The sequence below is a fragment of the Henriciella sp. AS95 genome (assembly GCF_038900055.1).
In the GTDB taxonomy this organism is placed as follows: Bacteria; Pseudomonadota; Alphaproteobacteria; order Caulobacterales; family Hyphomonadaceae; genus Henriciella.
On the sequence record NZ_JBBMQM010000001.1, the window covers coordinates 685,460 to 708,214 of the forward strand.

At 60.4% G+C, this 22,755-nt stretch carries 26 protein-coding genes; 15 read left to right on the forward strand and 11 right to left on the reverse strand.

What is annotated here, in order from left to right; translation table 11 throughout:
* Positions 1-52: 52 nt before the first annotated feature.
* On the forward strand, positions 53-2,737 hold the full coding sequence (locus WNY37_RS03575; protein ID WP_342972087.1) for a ligase-associated DNA damage response DEXH box helicase: 2,685 nt from the start codon (positions 53-55) through the stop codon (positions 2,735-2,737).
* Here the strand turns inward: WNY37_RS03575 and WNY37_RS03580 are convergent.
* Complete coding sequence (locus WNY37_RS03580) at positions 2,734-4,524, reverse strand: long-chain-acyl-CoA synthetase (protein ID WP_342972088.1); 1,791 nt, start codon at positions 4,522-4,524, stop codon at positions 2,734-2,736. The two genes, WNY37_RS03575 and WNY37_RS03580, sit on opposite strands and share 4 nt — an antisense overlap.
* A 131-nt stretch (positions 4,525-4,655) precedes the next feature.
* Here WNY37_RS03580 and WNY37_RS03585 point away from each other — a divergent pair, with 131 nt between their 5' ends.
* The 9 genes from WNY37_RS03585 to WNY37_RS03625 all read left to right on the forward strand — a co-directional run bounded on the left by WNY37_RS03585 (position 4,656) and on the right by WNY37_RS03625 (position 11,127).
* Positions 4,656-5,537 carry an acyl-CoA thioesterase II gene (locus WNY37_RS03585; protein WP_342972089.1) on the forward strand — a complete coding sequence of 294 codons (882 nt, stop codon included), beginning with the start codon at positions 4,656-4,658 and terminating at the stop codon, positions 5,535-5,537.
* 1 nt (position 5,538) lies between these two features.
* Positions 5,539-5,973, forward strand: a complete 435-nt coding sequence (locus WNY37_RS03590) for a hypothetical protein (protein WP_342972090.1) — start codon at positions 5,539-5,541, stop codon at positions 5,971-5,973.
* A 364-nt stretch (positions 5,974-6,337) separates the two neighbouring features.
* Positions 6,338-6,940 carry a hypothetical protein gene (locus WNY37_RS03595; RefSeq protein WP_342972091.1) on the forward strand — a complete coding sequence of 201 codons (603 nt, stop codon included), beginning with the start codon at positions 6,338-6,340 and terminating at the stop codon, positions 6,938-6,940.
* Between the two features lie 22 nt (positions 6,941-6,962).
* Positions 6,963-7,280: a hypothetical protein gene (locus tag WNY37_RS03600; RefSeq protein ID WP_342972092.1), complete on the forward strand. Its 318-nt coding sequence runs from the start codon at positions 6,963-6,965 to the stop codon at positions 7,278-7,280.
* A 97-nt stretch (positions 7,281-7,377) separates the two neighbouring features.
* Positions 7,378-9,264 (forward strand): ABC-F family ATP-binding cassette domain-containing protein, encoded by a 1,887-nt coding sequence (locus tag WNY37_RS03605; protein ID WP_342972093.1) that lies wholly within the window; start codon positions 7,378-7,380, stop codon positions 9,262-9,264.
* 155 nt (positions 9,265-9,419) lie between these two features.
* Positions 9,420-10,175, forward strand: coding sequence for a phosphodiester glycosidase family protein (locus WNY37_RS03610; RefSeq protein WP_342972094.1), 756 nt, complete (start codon positions 9,420-9,422; stop codon positions 10,173-10,175).
* Entirely contained in the window at positions 10,172-10,408 is a 237-nt protein-coding gene (locus WNY37_RS03615) for a DUF2164 domain-containing protein (protein ID WP_342972095.1), read from the forward strand. Before WNY37_RS03610 ends, WNY37_RS03615 begins: the two co-directional genes overlap by 4 nt.
* Positions 10,409-10,484: 76 nt before the next feature.
* Positions 10,485-10,922: a hypothetical protein gene (locus WNY37_RS03620; protein WP_342972096.1), complete on the forward strand. Its 438-nt coding sequence runs from the start codon at positions 10,485-10,487 to the stop codon at positions 10,920-10,922.
* On the forward strand, positions 10,915-11,127 hold the full coding sequence (locus WNY37_RS03625; RefSeq protein ID WP_342972097.1) for a helix-turn-helix domain-containing protein: 213 nt from the start codon (positions 10,915-10,917) through the stop codon (positions 11,125-11,127). Before WNY37_RS03620 ends, WNY37_RS03625 begins: the two co-directional genes overlap by 8 nt.
* Here WNY37_RS03625 and WNY37_RS03630 read toward each other — a convergent pair.
* On the reverse strand, positions 11,124-11,336 hold the full coding sequence (locus WNY37_RS03630; protein ID WP_342972098.1) for a hypothetical protein: 213 nt from the start codon (positions 11,334-11,336) through the stop codon (positions 11,124-11,126). The two genes, WNY37_RS03625 and WNY37_RS03630, sit on opposite strands and share 4 nt — an antisense overlap.
* A 168-nt stretch (positions 11,337-11,504) precedes the next feature.
* On the opposite strand from WNY37_RS03630, the gene WNY37_RS03635 reads away from it, so the two are divergent.
* Positions 11,505-11,849 carry an ArsC/Spx/MgsR family protein gene (locus WNY37_RS03635; protein ID WP_342972099.1) on the forward strand — a complete coding sequence of 115 codons (345 nt, stop codon included), beginning with the start codon at positions 11,505-11,507 and terminating at the stop codon, positions 11,847-11,849.
* A 4-nt stretch (positions 11,850-11,853) separates the two neighbouring features.
* On the opposite strand, the gene WNY37_RS03640 is transcribed toward WNY37_RS03635, so the two are convergent.
* Positions 11,854-12,246: an MAPEG family protein gene (locus WNY37_RS03640; protein WP_342972100.1), complete on the reverse strand. Its 393-nt coding sequence runs from the start codon at positions 12,244-12,246 to the stop codon at positions 11,854-11,856.
* A gap of 221 nt (positions 12,247-12,467) precedes the next feature.
* Here WNY37_RS03640 and WNY37_RS03645 point away from each other — a divergent pair, with 221 nt between their 5' ends.
* Positions 12,468-12,809, forward strand: a complete 342-nt coding sequence (locus WNY37_RS03645; protein ID WP_342972101.1) for a hypothetical protein — start codon at positions 12,468-12,470, stop codon at positions 12,807-12,809.
* 126 nt (positions 12,810-12,935) lie between these two features.
* Positions 12,936-13,484 carry a pseudouridine synthase gene (locus WNY37_RS03650; RefSeq protein ID WP_342974868.1) on the forward strand — a complete coding sequence of 183 codons (549 nt, stop codon included), beginning with the start codon at positions 12,936-12,938 and terminating at the stop codon, positions 13,482-13,484.
* Between the two features lie 4 nt (positions 13,485-13,488).
* On the opposite strand, the gene WNY37_RS03655 is transcribed toward WNY37_RS03650, so the two are convergent.
* Positions 13,489-13,923 carry a hypothetical protein gene (locus WNY37_RS03655; RefSeq protein ID WP_342972102.1) on the reverse strand — a complete coding sequence of 145 codons (435 nt, stop codon included), beginning with the start codon at positions 13,921-13,923 and terminating at the stop codon, positions 13,489-13,491.
* A 177-nt stretch (positions 13,924-14,100) separates the two neighbouring features.
* Here WNY37_RS03655 and WNY37_RS03660 point away from each other — a divergent pair, with 177 nt between their 5' ends.
* Positions 14,101-14,859 (forward strand): dienelactone hydrolase family protein, encoded by a 759-nt coding sequence (locus tag WNY37_RS03660; RefSeq protein ID WP_342972103.1) that lies wholly within the window; start codon positions 14,101-14,103, stop codon positions 14,857-14,859.
* Positions 14,860-14,871: 12 nt separating this feature from the next.
* On the opposite strand, the gene WNY37_RS03665 is transcribed toward WNY37_RS03660, so the two are convergent.
* From WNY37_RS03665 to WNY37_RS03690, 6 genes are all read right to left on the reverse strand, one after another.
* The gene (locus tag WNY37_RS03665) at positions 14,872-16,359 is read right to left on the reverse strand and encodes a serine hydrolase domain-containing protein (RefSeq protein WP_342972104.1); all 1,488 of its coding nucleotides are present in this window, start codon (positions 16,357-16,359) and stop codon (positions 14,872-14,874) included.
* A 103-nt stretch (positions 16,360-16,462) separates the two neighbouring features.
* The gene (locus WNY37_RS03670) at positions 16,463-17,560 is read right to left on the reverse strand and encodes an alpha/beta hydrolase (protein WP_342972105.1); all 1,098 of its coding nucleotides are present in this window, start codon (positions 17,558-17,560) and stop codon (positions 16,463-16,465) included.
* Between the two features lie 101 nt (positions 17,561-17,661).
* Complete coding sequence (locus tag WNY37_RS03675) at positions 17,662-18,462, reverse strand: hypothetical protein (RefSeq protein ID WP_342972106.1); 801 nt, start codon at positions 18,460-18,462, stop codon at positions 17,662-17,664.
* Between the two features lie 130 nt (positions 18,463-18,592).
* The gene (locus tag WNY37_RS03680) at positions 18,593-19,351 is read right to left on the reverse strand and encodes an SDR family oxidoreductase (RefSeq protein WP_342972107.1); all 759 of its coding nucleotides are present in this window, start codon (positions 19,349-19,351) and stop codon (positions 18,593-18,595) included.
* Positions 19,352-19,418: 67 nt separating this feature from the next.
* Complete coding sequence (locus WNY37_RS03685) at positions 19,419-20,222, reverse strand: hypothetical protein (RefSeq protein WP_342972108.1); 804 nt, start codon at positions 20,220-20,222, stop codon at positions 19,419-19,421.
* A 111-nt stretch (positions 20,223-20,333) separates the two neighbouring features.
* Positions 20,334-21,320 carry an acyl-CoA thioester hydrolase/BAAT C-terminal domain-containing protein gene (locus WNY37_RS03690; protein WP_342972109.1) on the reverse strand — a complete coding sequence of 329 codons (987 nt, stop codon included), beginning with the start codon at positions 21,318-21,320 and terminating at the stop codon, positions 20,334-20,336.
* Between the two features lie 120 nt (positions 21,321-21,440).
* Here WNY37_RS03690 and WNY37_RS03695 point away from each other — a divergent pair, with 120 nt between their 5' ends.
* Entirely contained in the window at positions 21,441-22,163 is a 723-nt protein-coding gene (locus WNY37_RS03695) for a hypothetical protein (RefSeq protein WP_342972110.1), read from the forward strand.
* Positions 22,164-22,223: 60 nt separating this feature from the next.
* Here the strand turns inward: WNY37_RS03695 and WNY37_RS03700 are convergent, their stop codons facing one another.
* Positions 22,224-22,637 carry a helix-turn-helix domain-containing protein gene (locus WNY37_RS03700; RefSeq protein WP_342972111.1) on the reverse strand — a complete coding sequence of 138 codons (414 nt, stop codon included), beginning with the start codon at positions 22,635-22,637 and terminating at the stop codon, positions 22,224-22,226.
* Positions 22,638-22,755: the final 118 nt, after the last annotated feature.

Here is a 22,755-nt window from a genome sequence, read left to right on the forward strand (position 1 = left end):
AAACTTACATGAACAGGATGCGGGAAGGCGCGCAACGATCTATCTTGTAATCATGCCCGACGCCGCGCCCCAGACATTTCACCTGCCAGACCGGTTCGAGGGCTGGTTTCAAGGCCGGGGCTGGGCACCGCGTCCACACCAGCTGGCGCTGACGCAAACCGCCCTCGACGGCGACAGCGCTTTGCTGATCGCGCCGACGGGCGGCGGCAAGACGCTGGCGGGGTTTCTCGCAAGCCTGATCGAATTGAGTGGTGCGGTTTCTCCTCCCCCGCCTGCGGGGGAGGTGCCCGAAGGGCGGAGGGGGCAAGCGCCAATCGATACGGTTGATGGCTCCCCCCTCCGAGCGGCTTCGCCGCCCACCTCCCCCGTGAACGGGGGAGGAAAAGCCCCGGACATGATCCGGGACGAAGCGGGTGATAAAACCAAGAAGCGCCCTGCGCTCCACACGCTCTACATCTCGCCGCTCAAGGCGCTCGCGACGGATGTTGAGCGCAATCTGAACACGCCGGTTTCTGAGATGGGCCTCAACATCCGCATCGAAACGCGCACGGGCGACACACCGCAATCGAAACGCCAGCGCCAGCGGGCCAATCCGCCGGACATATTGCTGACGACGCCGGAACAGCTCGCGCTCTTTCTTGCCTCTGACCATGCCGACGCATTCTTCTCTGACCTCAGATGCGTGATCATTGACGAGATCCACGCGATTGCGGCCTCAAAGCGGGGCGACCTGCTCTCGCTGGGCCTCGCGACGCTCGCGACATGGGCCCCGCAATGCCGCTTCGTCGGCCTGTCGGCGACCGTCCGTGATCCGGGCTTGCTCGCCTCCTGGCTGCCAAAGCGCGACGGGAGAGAAACCAGACTCATCCGCGCTGAAGGCGGTGTCGGCGCGAATATCGATATCCTCGTTTCGCGTGAGCGCATCCCGTGGTCCGGCCATTCGGGGCGCTTCGCGATCCCGGAAGTCTATGAGGCCATAAAACAGGCCGAGATGGCGCTTGTCTTCGTCAATACACGCAGCCAGGCGGAACTCATCTTTCAGGAGCTGTGGCGCGCCAATGAAGACGCGCTGCCCATCGCGCTCCACCATGGCTCGCTCGCCGTCGAACAGCGCCGCAAGGTCGAAGCGGCGATGGCAAAAGGCGTGCTGAAGGGCGTCGTCTGTACCTCAACGCTCGACCTTGGCATTGACTGGGGCGGCGTTGATCTCGTCATCCAGATGGGCGCACCGAAGGGGGCGGCCCGTCTCATCCAGCGCATCGGCCGCGCCAATCACCGCATGGATGAGGCGAGCCGCGCCTTGCTCGTGCCGACCAACCGCTTTGAGGTGCTGGAATGCCGCGCCGCTGAAGCCGCTGTCGAAGCCGGTGAGATCGACGGCGAGCCGATGCGACAGGGCGCGCTCGATGTCCTCGCCCAGCATATTATGGGCCGGGCCTGCGGGGTCGGTTTCATGCTCGAGCCGCTCTTTGACGAAATCCGCCGCGCGGCCCCCTATCAAGACCTCGACTGGGAGACCTATGAACGCGTCGTCGATCTTGTTGCGACCGGCGGCTACGCCCTCAAGACCTATGACCGCTTCAAACGCATCGTCCGCATGCAGGATGGCGTCTGGCGTGTGCGCACAGCGCGTGATGCCCAGCAGCACCGGATGAATGTTGGCGCCATTGTCGAGGCACAGCTCCTCAATGTCCGGCTTGCAAACTTTGTCGGCAAGATTGGCGAAGCGAAAGGCGGGCAGGAGACGGCCAAGGTGCGCGGCGAGCAGCGCGCCATCCGCCCCGGCCGCAAGCTGGGCGAGATCGAGGAATACTTCATTTCCACGCTGACACCCGGCGACACCTTCCTGTTCGCGGGCGAAATCCTGCGCTTCATCGGCATCTCCGAACTCGATGTGCTGGTGACACGCGCCAAGACCGACAAGCCCGCCATCCCGACCTATAATGGCGGCAAGTTCCCGCTGACCACCTTCCTTGCCGAGCGGGTGCGCCACATGATCCATGACCCGGAGCAGTGGCAGGGCCTTCCCGATCAGGTGCGCGAATGGTTCGAGATCCAGCGCGAAAAATCGGAAATCCCGCCGCCGGACCATCTCCTCGTCGAGACCTTCCCGCGCGCCGACAGGCACTATCTCGTCACCTATCCCTTCGAAGGCCGCCTCGCCCACCAGACGCTCGGCATGTTGCTGACGCGCCGGCTGGAGCGGGCAGGGGCCAAGCCGCTCGGCTTTGTGGCGTCTGAATATGCGATGGCTGTCTGGGCGATGGATGACATGTCCACGATCGACATGGACGCGCTGTTCCACCCGGACATGCTGGGCGATGATCTTGAGGCGTGGCTGGATGAAAGCCCGCTGATGAAGCGGACCTTTGCTCAGGCCGCCCAGATCTCCGGTATCATTGCGCGGCGCCTGCCCGGCAAGGAAAAGACCGGTCGCCAGGTCACGTTTTCAACCGACCTCATCTATGACGTCCTGCGCAGCCATGAGCCGGACCACATCCTGCTCCAGGCCGCCCGCCAGGACGCGGCCACCGGGCTGCTCGACATTCGCCGCCTGTCTGACATGCTGACCCGTATTCGCGGCAAGATCGATCATCAGAAGCTCGACCGGATCAGCCCGTTCGCCGTCCCGGTCATGCTTGAAGTCGGCAAGGAGCGCGTCAATTCCGACAGCGTCATCGACGCCATCGTGGCGGAAGCCGAATCCGATCTCGTGCGCGAAGCGATGGGGCGCTAGAAGCGCCCGCCGCCCGATCCGATTTTCTTGAAGTCTTCGGTTGAAAGGCGTCGATAGGCGCCCGTTTCGGGGTCGACATACCAGACCGGGTCACTCACGCGCTCAGGATCATAGCCATCCTCGGCCAGCTCTACCTTGCGGTATTTGAACGTGCCGGTCGTGACGGCTTCCTGCTGCTCGCGGATGAAGACCGGGATCGCATATTTCGGCAGGCGCGCGGACAGGCGATCCAGAAGGTCCTTATAGTCGAGATAGCCATTGGTCGTGACCGATGCCATGCCAGCCTTGCCTTCAGCGCCGGGGATCGGCACGCCATAAACGTTCGCGGTCTGGATGCCCGGAATATCAGATAGTGCTTCGGCCACTTCATTCGTCGACACGTTTTCGCCCTTCCAGCGATAGGTGTCGCCAACGCGGTCCACGAAATACATGTAGCCGAGATTGTCCTGGCGCATCAGGTCGCCGGTCCGGTACCAGGCGTCGCCCTCCTCGAAGACATTGCGCAGAATCTTCTTCTGTGAGGCTTCGTCGCTCTGATAGCCTTCAAAGCGGGTCATGGTATCCTCGCCAATCCGGCCGATCGCTTCGCCGACCTCGCCAACCGGCGCGCGGACGCAGAAGCCATTTTCATCGCGTTCCGGCGCATCGCTCTCGACATCGTATTTCACGAAGGCCACGTGGCTGTAGGTCTTGCGGGCAATCCATGGCACGCGGCCGCAGGCGCCGATCGTGCCGTCATAATTCATGAACTTCACATTGCCTTCGGTGGAGCCGTAGAACTCGACCATTTTCTTGACGCCAAACCGCTCGAGGAAGGCGCCCCAGACATCGGCGCGCAGACCATTGCCGAAGCCGACGCGGACTTTGTGCGCCCGGTCATTGATCGAGGTGTGGTGATTGAGGAGATAGCGGCAGATCTCGCCGATATAGACAAAGGCCGTGACCTTTTCTTCCACGCAATCCCTCCAGAAGGCGGTGGCGGAGAACTTTTCGCGCAGCACGACTGTGGCGCCTGTCATCAGCGCGACACCGATCCCGCAGAGGCCCGCCGTCGTGTGATAGAGTGGCATGGCGACATAGACGCGGTCATTCCTGGTGATGCCGCAGGGCACGATGAAACTGCGCATCGTCGAGCGGACTTTCGCATGAGACATGCGTGCGGCCTTGGGCAGGCCGGTCGTGCCGGACGTGTAGATATAGAGACAATTGTCTGCATTGGTGAGGCCGGCGCGAAGCTCTGCGGAAGGCCGCTCAGCGGAGAAATTTGGCAGGTCTTCATCAAGCGACAGGCCGCACGCCCCGCCCACGCTCCAGACGTCCGGCGTATCGGTCATGAACTCGGTTGCCGAGCGCATGGCCTCGCTTTGATTGGCCCCGGCGACGACCAGCTTCGCGTCGACAATATTGATGCAATGAGCCAGCGACTGGCCGGCCAGCTGGTTATTGATCAGCGCCGGAACGACGCCAACCTTCGATAGGCCATACCAGATGGCGACATATTCCGGACAATTGTCCATGAACAGCGCAACCGTCTCGCCGCGTTTGAGCCCGCAGGCCAGTGCCCAGTGAGCCACGCGGTTCGCATAGGTATCAAACTCGCCATAGCTCATCTCGCGGCCTTCAAAGCGGAAAGCTGTCTTGTCGGCAAACGTGTCGACGACTTTCTCAAAATCATCAGCCAGAAGCTCGGTGGAGTCCGGCGTCACCGGATCCAGCCAGCGCTTCACTCCGAGCAGCACTCGAATGGCAGTTGCTTCACGTTTCAGGCTTTTCAGCAGCGTTTTCATAACCCGGCCTTGCGCTTGGGGCGCGAAGCAATCAGCTTTCGGATTTGCTTGATGCCGCGCGCAGATTTGACGTTTCTGCCGACAGTGATAATCGCGCGTGGTTAGAATTCTGATGGGGAAGAGTTTGAAATATGACTGAAGCCGTTTCCGATCTGTTAGCCCTTCTCGACGTTGAGCGTCTTGAAGTGGACCTGTTCCGCGGCTTCACGCCGGAGTTTGAGGCTGAGCGGCCACGCGTCTTTGGTGGCCAGGTCATCGCGCAGGCGCTGGCGTCGGCCTATCGCACGGTGGGGGATGACCGGCTGTGCCATTCACTCCACGCCTATTTCATCCGCCCCGGCGACCCGAAAATCCCGATTATTTATGAGGTGGACCGCTCCCGGGATGGCGGCAGCTTCACGACCCGGCGCGTTGTTGCGATCCAGCACGGCCAGCAAATCCTCAACATGACAGCGTCCTTCCATGTGCATGAAGAAAGCTGGGAGCACCAGCATGAGATGCCCAAAACCAAGCCGCCCGAAGACCTGAAATCGCGAGAAGAGTACGTTGACGAATATGCCGACAGGATCCCGGAAAAAATGCGCAAGCAATGGATGCGGCCACAGCCCTTCGTGATGAAGGAGATCAGCGGCATCAATCCGTTCAAGCCCGAGCCCAAGTCAGATGTGAACCAGATGTGGTTCAAGACCGATGGCGAGATCGATGCGTCTCCCGCCATGCATCATTGCCTCGTCGCCTGGGCGAGCGATATGGGCCTGCTCGGCTCCAGTCTGCGGCCGCACGGTCTGCACTGGATAAACCCGGACCTGATGACCGCCAGCCTCGACCATGCGATCTGGTTCCATGAGCCGATCCGCGCGGATGAATGGCTGCTCTATTCCATGGACAGCCCGAAGGCCGGCAGCGGCCGTAGCTTCAATCGCGGCTCCATTTTTAACCGCGATGGCAAGCTCGTCGCCTCGGTCGCCCAGGAAGGCCTGATGCGGAAGATGACGAAGATGGGAAGGAAGTGACGTGCGGATCCTGGCGTTCCTTATCACTGCGGGATTGCTTGGAGCATGTGTTTCGCACGAAGTACTGAATCCCGATCAACTCGATACGTCGGGCGCCATAAAGTTCGAGGAGCGAAAGACCTTCGGGCCCTGGATTTCTTCAGGGGTTCAAAATGCGTTAAGCTTAGGATCGGTGACCATGATAACAGGTACGATTCAGGTCGAAACCGAATCGCGCCAAAACGTCAACATTGTAATCTTTGAGCATCGCAAGGTTATTGGGTTAGACCTGCGAATTGGTGCGCCGGACTTCGGCATCACATTGGGTGCAACAAGCCAGACGTTAGTTTCGAACCTCGAAAATTTGAAATCTGGGGTTGCAAAAATCGAATTCGACAGTAAAAATCACCTATTTACACGGGGGTGCTTCGGCAAATCGGAATGCTGGCTCGACTAATACTGGCAAGCTTTATGTTGTCCGGATGTTCGAATTCGGTATACTACTATCAGCGAACAGTTCTAGGTATAGACGGGTCAGTGTCAACGGCCGAAAGTGGTGGGTCTTTAGTTGTCGGGGCGTATCGGAAAATTATACCCGTAGTTGGAACAGCTGATGGCGCTACAGACGGTGAAGCAATGTCCGCCTTGGGCTGCTCAGAAACAACAGTATCCAATTTCGTAGACGTGGAAGTTGCCGACTATTTCGCCGTCGGCGAGGCCGCTGACGAACTTTCAAAAAGTCCCGGTGGCGTTGAAGCTCTAGGGTGCTTCGAAAGGTTCAAAGCTATTCGCGAGGAGAAGAAGGATGGCGAGGGGGGTACATGATGGTTGGCTACGCTCGATGCTTTTCCGCAAAGACAAGTCTTCTGGCCTTCGCTGCGACGACCCTCGCCGCTTGTGCAAACGATGCTCCGGTTGCGATATATGACAGATTCAGCGCAGGTGTGACGGTTCAGGCAACGGCCGGAACGAACCCGACGCCGGCTGAGGTTTCACTTGCTATCAAGCGAGAACTTTATGTGTATGCGCCTCAAAAGAGCGGTGGCTATAACGCTAGTCAAACCGATGCGAAAAGCGCGATCGTCGTTTTTGAAAACAGCGTAGAGAACAATGGGTACACGTTGACTCATGGATTTGCGACGGGCCGTGCCGCAAGGAATATAAGCACTAATCCCACATCTGTGGCCAAGTTGGCTGGCACCCTTGAGAGCCTAGAATATTTGAGCCCACCCGAAATCGACAGCCGAATAGATGCTGGCGAGTGCATTGACGGTTATTATGACCCAGATGAAGCTGAGCGAATTGCTCGCCGATTGGGGTGGAACGAGGACTCAGTTTTTGGAGCAGAGGATTTTCTGGGATCCTTACTTGATAGTCCAGGGGAATATTCGATCGAAGATATTCAGCGCGCCTGCAGCAACTGACTTATGTAACAGGAGTTTGCCCGTGTTTAAGCTGTATATCTCTGGATCGAATAGAGAGGCTTTTGATACGGCAGAGCGCGCGGGAGACGAGGCAACAAAGCTCTACAGCATGGGATACGATCTCACTGCTTTCGGATTCTCGACAATTTTCGCAAACAAGCCGGTAAAGCACGCGAATTGGTTTGTTATGCATTTCGATGGGGTCAACAAACGTTCAGGGGAAGTGCGCTTTGTTGGCGAAAGCGAAGAACCTCCGCAAGGCGGAAAAGAAATTTGCAAGGGTTTCGCAAGATTTGAAACGTCTCAATCGCAGCCCTATACCGCCTACTTGATTGAATAGGGCTTTTTCGCCGACCGAAGATCCTAGCAGCTACGTCCAGTTGGATGGCGCGATTGGCAACTTGCTAAGGTAGCCCGAACGCCTTAGCACCCCCGCCATGCTGACGATCGACAATCTTACTTACCGGATTCAGGGCCGGGTGCTGATGGATGGCGCCTCGGCGCGGATTCCGGCTGGCTGGAAAGTGGGCCTGATCGGGCGCAACGGTAGCGGCAAATCAACCCTGTTGCGTCTCATCCGCGAGAGCCTGCAGGAAAGCGACAGCGCGATCCGCATCGGCAAAGCCGCCAAGATGGGCTGGGTCGCGCAGGAGGTCGAAGCCAGCGACCGCACGCTGCTGGACGAAACGCTCGCCGCAGACACCGAGCGCGCCCAGCTGATGCACGCCTCAGAGACCGTGACCGACCCTGACGAACTTGCCGACATTCACGAGCGCCTGATGACGACCGATGCCTGGTCTGGCGAAGCGCGGGCCGCCTCGATCCTGAACGGCCTCGGCTTCTCGCAGGCCGATCTCTCGCGCGCCTGTAAAGAGTTCTCCGGCGGCTGGCGCATGCGCGCCGCGCTGGCTGGCGTGCTCTTTGCTGAGCCTGACCTGCTGTTGCTGGACGAGCCGACCAACTATCTCGACCTTGAGGGTGCCGCCTGGCTTGAGAGCTATCTCAAGACCTATCCGCACACTGTCTTGCTGGTCAGCCATGACCGGGAGCTTCTGAACAGCGCTGTGACGCATATTCTCGCTCTGGAGCACCAGAAGCTGACCGTGCATGCCGGCAATTATGATAGCTGGCAGAAGAAGAAGGCCGAGCAACTCGCCCTCGCCCAGGCCCAGAAAACCAAGCAGGACAAGCAGAAAGCCCACCTTCAGAGCTTCGTTGACCGCTTCCGCGCAAAGGCCTCGAAAGCGACGCAGGCCCAGTCGCGCCTCAAGATGCTGGAGAAGATGCAGGACATCATCATCCCGCTGGAAGAGCGCACCCATCCGTTCGAGTTCCCGGCGCCGGGTGAACTCGCTTCGCCGCTCTTTGTGCTGGACGATGCTGATCTCGGCTATGCACCTGGCCAGCCCGTCCTGCGCAATGTCCAGCTGCGCGTCGACAATGATGACCGCATCGCGATTGTCGGGGCCAACGGGCAGGGCAAGTCTACCCTCGTCAAATCCGTTGCGAACCGGCTCAAACTGCTGGGTGGTAACCGCGTCGCCGCGCCGAAAGTCGAAATCGGCTATTTCAGCCAGGACCAGCTTGATGAGCTGAATGAAGGCGAGAATGCGCTCGACCATGTGCGCCGCATGCGCCCTCAGGCCAGTGATGGCCAGATCCGCTCCATCGTCGCCAATATCGGCTTCAATCGCGACAAGGCAGAGACCAAGGTCGAGAAATTGTCTGGCGGCGAAAAGGTCCGTCTGCTGCTCGGCCTCACCGCCCTCAAACAGCCGCATATTCTCATCCTCGACGAGCCGACCAGCCACCTCGATATCGATAGCCGCGAGGCGCTCATTCATGCGCTGAACGATTATGAAGGCGCCGTCCTTCTCATCACGCACGATGTTTACCTCGCCGAAGCGACGGCTGACCGGCTCTGGCTCGTCAATGATGGCAAAGCCGCGCCCTATGAGGGTGATCTGTCGGATTACCGCGCGCTGGTGCTCGCTGCCGACAAGACCCGCGGTGGTGCGCCCACCATCGTACCGGATGAACCGCCGGCCCCGCCACCACCTCCAAAGCGCTCGGAATCGGACATCCGCCGCGCCACGGTCGACATCCGCAAGCAGATTTCTGCTGCAGAGCGCGAGATGGAAAAGCATCGCGGTGTGATCGCCAAACTCGATGCGAAACTGGCCGATCCGACGCTTTATGAGCGCGACCCCGACGAGGCGGTCCGCCTTGGTGCTTCTCGCGACAAGGCGCAGGCTGACCTCGACAAGGCAGAGGAGGCCTGGCTCGCCGCCAGCGAGGCCTATGAAGCGGCGGCAACCGCCTGATCGCAGCCTGACCGGCAAACCATATTCTCGCCACGGAACGCTGATTGCATGCGGGAGTTGATCGAACCAGCGAACCCTTCCACCTATGTGGCTGTGGGTGATGGTAAAGTCGGGGCAAGTCCCCGGTGGAAAGGTGATTTGACTTGCAAGGCAGGATGACACGTCGTTTGCGGAGCATCTTCGTGGCTGCGGCGTCACTCGCCCTGGCCAGCTGCGGCCTTGGTCAGCCAGCCGTCGGCGACAATTGCCGCTCGCTTGAGCACAAATCCAGCCCATTCACCGTCTGCACGTTCAACGCCGCGCGCGACGATATCCGCCTGTTCCTCAACAATGACGAAGGTGAGCCATATCTTCAGTTCGGCGCAGTGTCCGATGCGGCGAAAGCTGAGGGCAAAGCGCTCGTCTTCGCGATGAATGGCGGCATGTATCACGATGACCGCCGCCCCGTCGGTTTCTACCGTGATGGCAATGGCGATGTTGCGACCGTCAACACCAATGATGGCCCCGGCAACTTCCACATGAAGCCAAACGGCGTCTTCTGGCTCGACGGCAACCGGGCCGGCGTCACCGAATCCCAGACCTATCTCGATGAGGGGCTCGACCCTGATTTCGCGACGCAGTCAGGCCCCATGGTGGTGGTCGATGGTGAGATTCACCCGTCGCTGAACCCTGATGGGACCTCCCGCAGGCGCCGCAATGGCGTGGGTGTTGCCGCGAATGGGGAGACGGTCTTCTTCGTGATCTCGGATGTGCCGGTGACCTTCCACGATTTTGCGACGCTTTTCAGTGAAAAACTGCGCGCCCCGAATGCACTCTTCCTTGATGGGCAGGTCTCGCGCATCTACGCGCCCGCCTATGGCCGCGACGAACAGGGCCTCGACATGGGGCCGATCGTCGGTGTGGTGGAATGAAAGAGATCGAGCTGACGGAAGAGCGCCGCGACGCGCTGATCGCGCACCTCCAGAAGCTGTTCTCCACCGAATTCGACGAGACGCTCAGCGCATTCCGCGCCAGTGAAATCCTCGACATCATGCTGAAAACACTTGGGCCCACCGTCTACAACCAGGCGGTTGAGGACGTGCGGGCCCATTTGCAATCAAGACTGGATGACCTCAGCGGCGAAGTCTATGTGGATGAAAAATAAGCACGCTATGTAACGTTGACGTTACATTGTCTCTGATCTAGATGTCACCTTCACGTTACATCATGAAGGTGTTCCCATGACAGATGAAGTTGAAAAATATTCCCGCCGCAGGCGTTGTCTGCTGGTCGCCATGGCGCTGGCCTTTATCGTCTGGCAGGCGGCAGGCTTCGGGATTTTTGATGATATTGTGGGGGGTGACCGCCGGTTTGTCCGGGTGATCAGCATTGTCGCCCCGGTCATCTGGGCCGGCATCCTGATTTGGCTGGTGGGCGGCAAGGCGATGCGCGACGCCTCTGCCTCAACACAGACAGCCCTTGATGATGAACTCGTCCGCGCCAACCGTGCACAGGCCTTTACGACGGGCTACTGGGCCACTTTGATCGCCTCGGCCCTCGTGTTCGCCGTGTCGCTCTTCGTGCAAATTCCGGCGCATGAGGCGGTCCAGATTGTTCTGATCACCGGCGTCGTCGCGCCAATGTTCGCCTTCGCCTGGCTGGAGGGGAAGGGTGCCTGACCATCCCGACCTCGCCACATCGCTGAAAGATTATCGCCAGGCGAAAGGGCTGACACAGGCCGACCTTGCCGGGCTGGTCTCTGTCAGCCGGAAGACGATCAACACGATCGAGAACGGGGTCTTCGTGCCGACAACCGCGCTGGCGCTCAAGCTGGCGCGCGCGCTCGGTTGTACGGTGGAAGATCTGTTCTCGCTTCGGGACTAGTCGCCATCATTAAGGTCGCGGAGCGCTTCATCGGTCTCGCGAGCAAATTCATTGGCGGCTTCGCCTGTTTCTTCAGCGGCAGCCCCAAGCAGGCGGTCCATCCGGGCACCGGCCTCGGCAAATGAGCCTTCTGTGACACGGAAAAACAGAAGCAGTATCAGGAAGACTGCTGCGAAAAGTACGATGAGTGCCTGTAAAAGTCTGCCCATTGGCCATCCCCTTTGATTACACGCGCCGCCCGGACCTGAGCAGCGTTCATGATATGGTTAACCCACAAGCTCCTAGCATGGTTCCAACAAGCAGGCGATTGCGTCGCGTGGATCATTCACCGATATGATCGCGTTATGTGACGAGCAGATGAAATGAGGACGAAACACATGGCGAATCTGACGCTTTACGGCCTGAAGAATTGCGACACGTGCAAGAAGGCGCTGAATACCCTTGATGCGGACGGACATGATGTCGAACTGGTCGACATCCGCGCCGACACGAATCTTGAGGAAAAAGTGCCGCAATGGCTGAAAGAGGTCGGCCCGGACATGCTGGTCAACAAGCGCTCGACGACCTGGCGTGGCCTGTCCGAAGGGGACAAGGCTGCCGTTGAACAGGGCAAGGCCGAAGCCCTCCTCATCGCCAATCCGACGCTGATCAAACGCCCGGTCATCGAGACGGGCGCCGACGTTTATGTCGGCTGGACCGCTGACGTTCAGGCGGTGTTCTAGGCGTCTAGCTTACCGCAAACCAGATACAGGCGATGCCGGTGGCGAGCATGGCGACAAGGGTCAGGATCGTGCCCCACATGCGTCCGGGACTGCCACCGCTTGAGCCGGAGAGCCCAACCGCGTGCAGAAGCCGCCCGAGGACAAGCGCAATGCCAAGCGCGTGGATCAGCCAGACCGGCGCCGCCAGCGCGCCCAGTGCCAGGATGCCGATCAGCGTCACCGGCACGTCCTCGACGGCATTACCCTGAACGCGCTGGGCACGTTGCAGCCGCTCATTCCCGCCGTCGCCGAACATGACTTTCTCGCCACTGCGCACCTGCCCGACGCGGCCTTTCAACAGCAAAAAGAAAAGCACGAAGATGCCAGCATACAGCGCGGCCGATTCCATAGGTGTCATTGATAACCCTCCCGAAATGACCCGGTCATCTCCGTCCATTTTGTGTCCAGCGTCAACTGGACCGCGCCAAGCGAGCGTTGCCTGAAACCGACAAGGCCCGGATAAATCAACCTTTTTCGGAACATGGGGCGGGTCGGCCCGTTGATATTGTGTAGCAAGTCGAGCGCGCAGACCGCGCCCTTGTGAAACAAATTCAACCTATTGAGCGAAAAGGAAACATCATGAAACGTCTCATCGCAACACTTGCCGCAACAACAGCATTTGCAGCCGCTCCGGCGCTCGCCGACAACCATATGGAAAAAGGCGATATGAGCGACCACGAGATGGATGCCGACATGAAAGCTGAGGCTTGGACAAGCGCTGACGAAAGCGCGCTGACCGCCCAGAAGGCAACCCAGGTCTTTCTTGCAATCGATACGCAAAATGACGGCCTGATCACTGAAGGCGAATGGGCTCGCTGGCAGAATCGCGGCGAGGAAAACCTGATGCAATTTGCCGAATACGATACCGATAGTGACGGCGACATCGAGCTGAGTGAATATCTCGAAACATACAAACAGTAGGCCCGAACAACAAAATATTAGCCTGCTCGTCAAAGCCCGCCCGTGTGGCGGGCTTTTTCATGCGTGAGTGTCAGACAGTGGCGTTCAGGCTTGAATAAGCCGGCGCGATCATGGACACCGCTCGCCATGCTCATCGCGTTCAACAAGCCCTATGGCGTGCTCAGCCAGTTCACCGACAAGGGGACCGAAGGCAGCACGCGCCCGACGCTCTCGGCCTATATCGATGTGCCCGGCGTTTACCCTGCCGGACGCCTTGACCGCGACAGTGAGGGCCTTCTTCTGCTGACCGATGATGGGCGACTTCAGTCCCGCATCGCAGAGCCGCGCCACAAGATGGAAAAGACCTATTGGGCACAGGTGGAAGGCCTTCCGGATGAGACCGCACTGGACGCGTTCCGCAAAGGCCTCGACCTCAAGGATGGCCGAACACTGCCCGCCAAAGCGCGCCCTATGGACCCGCCGGAAGATCTCTGGGAGCGTGACCCGCCCATCCGTTTTCGAAAATCGGTGCCGGATAGCTGGCTGGAGATTGGTCTGCGCGAAGGCAAGAACCGGCAGGTGCGCCGCATGACGGCCGCCATCGGTCACCCGACCGTGCGTCTGATCCGTTCCCAAGTCGGCGAGTGGTCGCTGGGAGGCCTTGCGCCGGGCGAGTGGCGTGAGCTGAAAGTCTAGCGTTTCAGCTGCACTCGGTCGCGATCAGCACCATCAGGTCGCCCTTCAGTTCACCATAGAGCTGGTCATGGGCTGCATTCAGCCCGCGTTTGTAGGGGTGGCCGAGGTGCATCGCCTCTTCCATCGTCTCGCAGGCCAGCGCCGGGTCGGTATCGTATTGATGCGCGGCGAGGCCAAACAGCGCTTCGCTGCCACCGATAATCGCCTTGTTCGCTTCGAGCGGCTCCAGCTTGCCACGCGGAACTTCAGCCTCAATGACCTCGATCCAGCGATGACAGACTTCGGTGCTTTCCGATGACGCCGTTTCATCATCGAGAATGTTGCCACAGGCGATGCCGCTGCGAAGGGCCTTGTCGCCCCAATCCTCAGCGAGCGCGGGCAGGCTAATACACGTTGAAAAGATAAGAGCGGCGCCCGCAAGGCGGTAAGATCTGATCATGGCGTATTCTCCCGTCCATATCGGATGACACGTGCCAGTAGTTCCAGAAACGCAGATCTCGTCAACGGGTTCTCGAGTGGCTGGCTTGGCCATGGGGCAGCTTGCTTGGAACATGAGCGCCGTGCGCTAGGTTTTATTCAGGCGGACAGGCCCGCCAAACCAGGAAGGAACGCCCCCATGAAACGCTTCATTCTCTCGACTCTCGCTGCAACATCAGTCGCTGCGCTCTCTGCCACTGCCGGAGAGGCCGTGACCTATGACGTCAACGGAGAGGCCTATGAAGGCTATCTTGCCGAAGCCACGCGCGACTCCAAAGGCCTCGTCATCGTCATTCATGACTGGGACGGCCTTGATGATTATGAGCGCACGCGCGCGGAAATGCTGGCCGATGCGGGTTATGACGCCTTCGCGGTCGACCTCTATGGCAAGGGCAACCGCCCCGACACGACCGAAGGCAAGAAGGCCGAAGTCGGCAAGCTCTACGGCGACCGCGAGATGATGCGGACCCGGATTCTCGGCGGTCTCGAAGCGGCGCAGGATGCCTCCGGAGAGACAAAAGCCATCGTCATGGGATACTGCTTCGGCGGCGGCGCCACGCTGGAGCTGGCGCGCTCTGCCGCCAGTGACGATGTCGTCGGTTACGCCACCTTCCATGGCAGCCTCGATACGCCGGAAGGCCAGACCTATGACAACGTCAATGCGCCGATCCTGATCATGCATGGCGGCGCCGATGCCGGCATCCCGATCTCACTGGCCGGCGAACTGGCCACCAAGCTGGAAGAGGCTGGCGCGACCTATGAACTGGACGTCTATTCCGGCGCCCCGCACGCCTGGACCGTCTTCGGCTCAGACCGCTATCAGGAACTCGCCGATGAAAAGAGCTGGGACGCCTTCATGGCCTTTACCGACCGCTATCTCGGCGACGTTGAGAGCTGATTGGCGCGCGCGTTACGGATCTTTCCTAACCTGCACATAGTCAGCCCCGCCTGTCGTGATAGTCATGACGCCGTCCTTCTCAGCGAAGGTCAGAGTCTCGCCATCGTCGGGATCGATCAGCAATGCCTCGCCGATAGGCACCAGTCGATAGCGCCCACCCTGCCTTGAATTAAGGATCATGTCGGGGCTGTTCGCCTGCAGGGTGAAGCTCATCTGGTCATCGCCGGCTTCCCAATAGTCGCCCGCCAGCGCCGCCAGCGTCTCATCAGCCATATCAAAGCGGGCTTCCTGGCGTGGGTCCTTGATCGAATGGCCATAAGCGAGCTTCGCGGTGCGAACGATATCGGTGACCAGCGGAAAGCCGCCCTGCGCGCCGGTCATGACGACAATCGCGTCCCCGCGCCCCGGCCAGGCTTCGAAATAGGTCTTGTAGCCCATATTCGAGCCGCTGTGGCTCAGGATGATTTCGCCGTCCTTCTCCCGTGTGCCTATGCCGAGGCCATAGCCTTCAGACACCGGCGTGGTCACTTCACGCGCGACCTCGACGTCAATGCCCGTCCCCGTCTCGCCGGTCATGGCCTTCGAAAGCGCCACAGCGAAGCGGCCATAGTCGGTTGGCGTGGTCCAGAGGCCAGCCGCTGCGAGCTCGGGATAGGTGTGCCAGCCGCCTTCAATCGGCTCGCCGCCAAAATCATAGGCCGGGGCGACATTGCCATCCTTGGTCCAGGTCTCCGGCGGGGGCATTTCGAACGTGCTTTGCGTCATCCCGACGGGCTCAAGCACCAGCCGGTCCATCAGCACGGCAAAATCCTCGCCGCTAACGCTTTCGGCCCAGTACTGCGCAAGCTGGAAGCCACCGCCCGCATAGCTGAAATTGCCATCGGGATTGGCTTCGATACGCACGGCCTCCGTGTTTGCCGTGCCGGTGCCGGTTATTACTTCGAGGTTCGTCGGCAGCGGCTCGCCCGCAGCATAGCCGGGGAATCCGCCGACGGTTGCGCCATTGGTGTGCGAGAGCAGGCCTCGCAGTGTGATCGGCACGCCGTCCGGATTCAGGGCGGCAAGGTCGAGCCCATCCAGTTGATCCGAAATGTCGTCGTCCAGAGACACACCGCGCTTCATGGCCAGGGTCACAATTCCGGTGGCCGATACCGCTTTTGACAGGGAGGCAGCCTGGAACAGCGTGTCGGCATCGGCGCCTTCGCCATATCCCTGCGCCCAGTCGAGCGTGCCATCCCGCCAGACCGCAACGGAGACCTGCGGCGCCCGAAAATGCGCCATTCGCTCGACCAGTGTCGGGCGCGTCTCGCCGACAATCGTGATCGCGGGGACGATTTCCGCTTCAATGGAGGCGCGGATATCGCTGTTGGTATCGGTTTCGCTCGCCTGCGGCGCATCAGACGTGTGCGTGTCAGCCGCAGGTCCGGTGCCGGTATCGCTACAGGCGGTGCAGACGGTGAAGGCAAGGCTGGCAGCAAAAAGGGTGGTGATGATTTTCATCGTTGAGGCTCCGCGGCGATCCGTTCGCCCCGAAACCTAGAGGAAAGCGTGCCGCCTTCAAGACGAAAAGCCGGGACGGACACGCCCGCCCCGGCCTGGAAATCTACTCCGCCCCGCTGGCGATCTTGCCGCCGGGGGCGCTGATCATCAGCTTCACGATCGTTTCCGTCACCTTCGGCTCAAGCCCTTCGGTGTGACCCTTGTCGAGCCGGACGACATCGGCCACCACGCGGTCGCCCTTGCAGTTCGGGTAGACGAACACCTCTGCATCGCCCGGCCGTGCCTCAAGCCCCCAGACGGGGTTCGGGTCAGTCTGGCTGGAATTGTCATAGACATAGCCCGGATCACTGTCGCTGACCGCGCTCTCAATCCGCGCGTCGCAGTCATATTTGTCGGCCCAGACGGACGTCTCCGGCAGTTCGGTGATCTCAAGCTCGCCCGTCGTGTAGATATGGCTGAAGTCGCATTGCGGGATAACCTCCTCCGGGAAGGTCGCCGGAAGCGTGCGACGCGCCATGCCGGGACGGTAGAAGTCAGGCGAGAGCGGCGCGCGGCTGACGCGTCCGCCGGACAGGCTCAGAAACCCATCCACCTTGTCCTCGAAGAAGGGCGTGCAGATCAGCCGCCGCGAGGTAATGCCGCCCTGCGAGTGCCCGGCCATCCAGAAGGATGCGATATTCTCCGCGCCAATCTCCTCGATGAGCGAGCTGATAATTGTCTTGAAATGCTCGTCATCGCCTTCGGTCCAGAACTGGGTCGGCGAGTTCGGCGTCGCGACGACGAGGTTGTAGTCGTCGACATGGTCGGCGATCGGAAAATAATGGCGCTGCCAGTTTCCATAGGAGCCTGCGCCATGCAGGTTCAGCACGAGATTGACCTTGTCGCCTTTTTTGAGGTCGCAGGAATAGTCGAGATAATAATTGCGATCGGTAGCAGGGTTCACCGCAGGGCCCTGCGCGGCCACAAGTGTTCCGCACTCTTCGCCGCGCACACAGCGGTCGACAGGGGGCTCGTTGCAAGGCGCAGCAGACAGAACGAGCTGTTCTCTGGTCTCGGCCGCCGGTTCGGACGCAGCAACCTGCTGGCTTTCAGTGGTTTCGGCGTCAGCCTCTTGCGTAGATGTTTCGGTCGCGCAGGCCGCCAGTAGCGCCATGGCGCAGCTTGCCGTCGCGAGGAAAGCGAGCGTCTTGATCGGTGTCATTATGTTGTCCTCCCATGCGGCCTGCTTGCCGGGCCGTCACATGAGTAGAGGCAACTATCGCGAAGAAAGTCAAGCGGTACGGTTTGGCGTTCGTTCTGGCTCTAGTGGTGGCGCGGATTGGTATAGAGATCGCGCTCATGGCTATCGAGCTGGCGGACCGCTCGCCCCCGGCAGAGCTGCTCCAGCTCCCGCTTCACATGCCGCCGCGCCGAGCCATTGTAACGCAGCATCGCACAGAATATCTGCAGCACCATTTCAAGCTTCGCATAGCTCTGTGCCTTGTCGACCTTCACCTTCCATGACCCGCCAAGATTGACGATCCGGTGATCGAGCGAGCCGACCTTCCGGCTCTGGTCGTCATAGAGCGTATAGTCGGCCCCGATGCCGATCACATTGCGGCGCAGGCGATAGAAGCGCGGCCCCTGGCTTGTCTCGATGAAGAAGGAAAACTTCTCCGGAAACAACGTCCACTTCTGGGCCGAGCGTTCGAGCTGCACCAACTGGTCATGCCGCGCCAGATTCACTGAATAGGCTGGCACCGGTACACCCCGGGCGCCGAGTGAGAGCTGCAGGGAGCGGCCCATCAGAAGCTCCATCGAGCCACGCCAGGACATGTTTTCATTGAACTGCTTGATGACGAGGCGGCGCTTCATGCCATCCTCATCCTTCCAGAGGTCCTTGCGGAAAGCGAGAATGCCTGTCCGCTCGCGCCCCTCCTTCACCTGGCCGATGATCTCCATATCCTTGGTGAACTGATGAGAGGCGGCCTGATGCTGGGTATGCTTCATGATGCCGAGCTCTGTCGTGTTGAGATCGGTCAGCCAGAGATCGACCTTGAACTCGCGCCATTCGGTTTTCGTTCGATCGCGCGACGAGGTGGCGTGATTGGCAGTAATGGCCATGCGCGGGAAGCTCCTGCGGGCTGGGTGTTGGACATGTCAGTCCAGACCCTCGCCGCTTCGGCTATACATAAGGTTAACGGAACAACCGGTTTCGTTAAGCAATCCCGGCCTCGCGGAGTGGCTGGACGCCTCAGTCGAAATTCGGTTGCCCGTTTGAAGCGGTCAGTCCGCCATCCACCGGCAGGATCACGCCATTCACAAAGCCTGCATCAGGACCGGCCAGAAAAGCAATCACGCTCGCAATCTCTTCCGGCTCGGCGGCCCGCTTCATTGGAATGCGGTTCTTCACCTTGGCGAGCTTGTCCTCATCCTCGCGGATGCCTTCGGACATCTGCGTGCGCGTCACACTTGGCGCCACCGCATTGACCCGCACGCCATGTTTGCCGAGGTCCAGCGCCATGGCCCGCGTCATGTTGGATACCGCGCCCTTGGATGTGTTGTAGCCGAACATCTGCCAGTCACCGCCAAGACCCGACACCGACGAGGTGTTCACGATCGATCCCTTGGCGGTCTTCAGCTGCGGCAGGGCCGCGTTCACCGTGTTGAAGATGCCGGTCACATTGATGTCCATCATCATCTGGAACTGTTCCAGGGTGAGGTCTCCCGGCTCGCCCATCTGCGCGACACCTGCATTGTTGACGAGGCAGTCAATCGCGCCGAACCGGTCTGTGGTTTGCGCGATCAAATGGCTCACATCATTGGCGTTCGAGACGTCTCCATCGACCACCAGCGTGCGATCATCCGGCAGGTCTTTGGCGACGGCTTCGAGTTTGTCGCGTGTGCGGCCATTCAGGACGACATTCCAACCGTCTGCTGAAAAGCGCCGCGCGGTTGCTTCGCCGATGCCTGAACCTGCGCCGGTCACGATTACGGTTTTCGTCTCTGCCATGTGAGGGTCTCCTTAAAGGTGTACCCTTCAGCAATGACTGGCCGGCGGCGTGAGTTCCGGGATGCTCTCAGCGCAGCTTGCGCGGATTGGCGTAGAGATCCTTCTCATGATGGTCGAGATCAAGATCGGTTTCGCCGCGCGTCACCTTGCGCAGCTGGCGTTTGACGTGGTTTCGGGCGTCGTGGTTGAAGCGCAGCATGGCGCAGAACATCTGCAAGGCCACTTCGAGTTCGATATAGGCGGCGGATTCGCGCAGCTTCACATGCCACGATCCGCCAAGATTGAGGATGTGATGATCAAGCACACCGATTTTGCGGCCTCGTCCGTCATACAGGATATAATCAGCCCCGATGGCGATCACCTTGCGCCGCAACCGATAGAATCGCGGCCCGTCATCGGTCTCGATGAAGAAGGAAAAATACTCCGGCATGAACAGCCATTTGTGCGCCGATCGCTCGAGCTGGATCAGCTGGTCGTGGCGGGCGAGGTTCAGCGTATAGGCGCTGACTGGCACGCCGCGCGCGCCGATGCTGAGCGCCAGTGACCGGCCCATCATGAACTCCATCGAGCCGCGCCAGTTCATGGAATCAGTGAACTGTTTGATGATCAGGCGGCGCTTCATCCCGTCGCTCTCATTCCACGCCTCCTTGCGATAGGCGAGGATGCCGGTGCGTTCGCCGTCCTCCTTGACCTGGCCGATCACCTCCATGTCCTTGGTGAACTGATCGGAGTCGGCCTCATGCTGGGTATGCTTCATGATACCGAGCTCGACGGTGTTGATATCGGTCAGCCAGAGATCGACCTTGAAACGGCGCCATTTGGCTTTTGTGCGATCGCGCGACGAAGCAGTGCTGTCAGCTGTGATGGCCATACGCGGGATTCTCCTGCGGGCTGAATGTTCGACATGTACGCCAGAACATTCGCAGGGCCGTATATACATAAGGTTAATGGATGAACGCTTTTCGTTAAGTATCGCCTGCGCCTAGAGCGTCTCTTTCAGGAATTCGAGCGTCTTCGGCCAGTTCTCCTGCTGCGCGGCCCGGTTCGCGCGGCGTGTGCCACCCCAGTCTAGCGGTTCGTCCGCGGTTTCCGGGTCCAGCGCCTCGGATGGCAGGCCGCCCGCGCCATGTCCGGCGTCCAGATAGGCAAGCACCGTCACCTCAGGCCCGCCCATTGCCTCGGCCCGCGCTTCGATCGCTTCCGCCATCGGGCAGCTCGGCCAGAGCGCATCCGACCCGCCGCAGATGAGCAGCGTCGGTGCGTCGCTCTCCTCGACGGCGATCACCGCCTCTTCATGCTCGCCGACAGCCTTCAGCCCATTGGCATAAAGCGAGTAGAGGCCTGTCTTATAGTCGAAGTCGCCATAGGGCAGCGCGGGATAGGGCTCGCCCTTCAGTGACCAGGAGGGTTCCGGCACGCGCCCGTCAAAGTCCCAGTTGATGCCGGCCCACGAGACGCTCGACGGGACGATTGCAACAACCGCCTCGATCTCCGGCCGGCGGCTTGCCACGATCAGCGCCGCTTCCGCACCCTTCGATGTGCCGAAGATGCCGACGCGTCCTGCGTCCACTTCTCCGCGCGCCAGCAGCCAGTCGAGGGCGCGGTCGAACCGTTCCAGCGGCACCATTTCAAGGTTCTGTTCCTGGCCCTCGAAGCGGTAGAAAGAGATCTGCAGCACGCTGAAGCCTTCCGCGCGCAACGCCTCGGCATCACGCGCAACGCCGTCGCTCAGCCCGCCTTCGGACCCGCCAAACATCAGAATGGCCGGGCCGGGCGCGTCGGTGGTTGTGGCGGGATAGAAGTTTGCGATCAGGTCCGGCTCGCGCAGTTCGATGACATCGTCCGGTATGGCCGGTGGCGCGGCTTGAGCGGCGCTCATCGGCGTCCCGGGCGCTGACTGGCAGGATGAAAGGATCAGGGGCAGAGCAAGACAGGCAGCCGCGCCAAGCTGGCGGAACGAAAACAGCATAATGGGGCACTCCATCGGACGGTATCAACGGTCCTCGCCTCGCATAGCCTGCCTCAGGCGTCCACTTGCATGCGCATGCAATTGTGGATAGCGCCGTCCCGTCGATAGAGGAGCCTGGCCATGACTGTGCGCGAGACGATCACCATCCCGAACCAGTTCAACGGCCCGCCCGGCAGTGGCAATGGCGGCTATTCGGCGGGGTCGCTCGCCCAGCATCTCGACGGCCCGCACACGATCCGAATTAATGCGCCAATCCCGCTGGAAACGCCGCTCACCATTGCGGCCGATGGCGACAACACCGTCCTGATGGCGGGAGACACGCGCATCATGACGGCCCGCCCGGAAGCCCCCGGCATCGCGCCGCGTCCGGCCCCGTCCTTTGAGGCGGCCAAAAAGGCGAGCGAGCATCCCCGGCCATTCGGCGCGGGTGAGAATTCCGTCTGCTTCGTTTGCGGTCGTGGCCGCGAGCCGGGTGAGGGCCTCCGCATCTTCTGCGGCCAGCTGGAAGAGCCGGAAACCGCCGCGACGATCTGGACCCCGCATGAGACATTCGCCGATGAAGACGGCCTCGTGCGGCCCGAGATTGTCTGGGCGGCGCTCGACTGTCCCGGTGGCTTCTCGCTGCCAGATGTCGACCGTGCGCTGCTCGGCGAGATGAATGCGCAGATCCTTGAGCGTCCACCCGTGGGTGAGCCGCTGATCATCGCCTCATGGCGCACCGGTGGAAAGGGCCGCAAGCACACGGCCGGCACGGCGCTCTATACAAAGGACGGCACGCTGCTCGCGCATGCTGACACGCTCTGGTTCGCTGTCGATACCGCGCAGTTCGAGCAGAACGCCTGATGGTGAGGGGCTGCTCATCCTGAGCGACGTCGAAGGATCAGCAGATAGCCGTGACCGCCTTCAACCGTCTTTACGCGCGTCGAACGCTTCCCGCGCCCGACGGATTTCGTCATGATAGCGTTCCGCCCAGACCCAGACGCCGCAGAAAGCGCGCGCGAGACGAACTCCGAGATCGGTCAGCTCATATTCGACCTTTGGCGGGACGACCGGATAGACCGTCCGCGTCACCAGACCGTCGCGCTCCATGGAGCGCAGCGTCTGCGTCAGCATCTTCTGGCTGATATCGGGAATTTGCCGGCTTAGCTGCGAGAACCGCATCACCCCGCCTTCGGTCAGCTCCTCGATCAGAAGCATGGTCCACTTGTCCGCCACGCGACCGATCGTTTCCATGACAAGGGCATCGATCTCCGGGTCGGACTCCGGCGGAACCTCGTCCAGGCGCTTCTCGGCGAGAGAAATTTCATCGTCCGTCATGTCGTGTTTTGCCGTCACTGCTCAATACTCTCCATCAGGTAAGTATAATTCTTTCTGGTGCCTTCTTTCGAAAAGATAGCTGAAAGCCAACTTCCCGTCATCCAGAGAAAAGGAGACA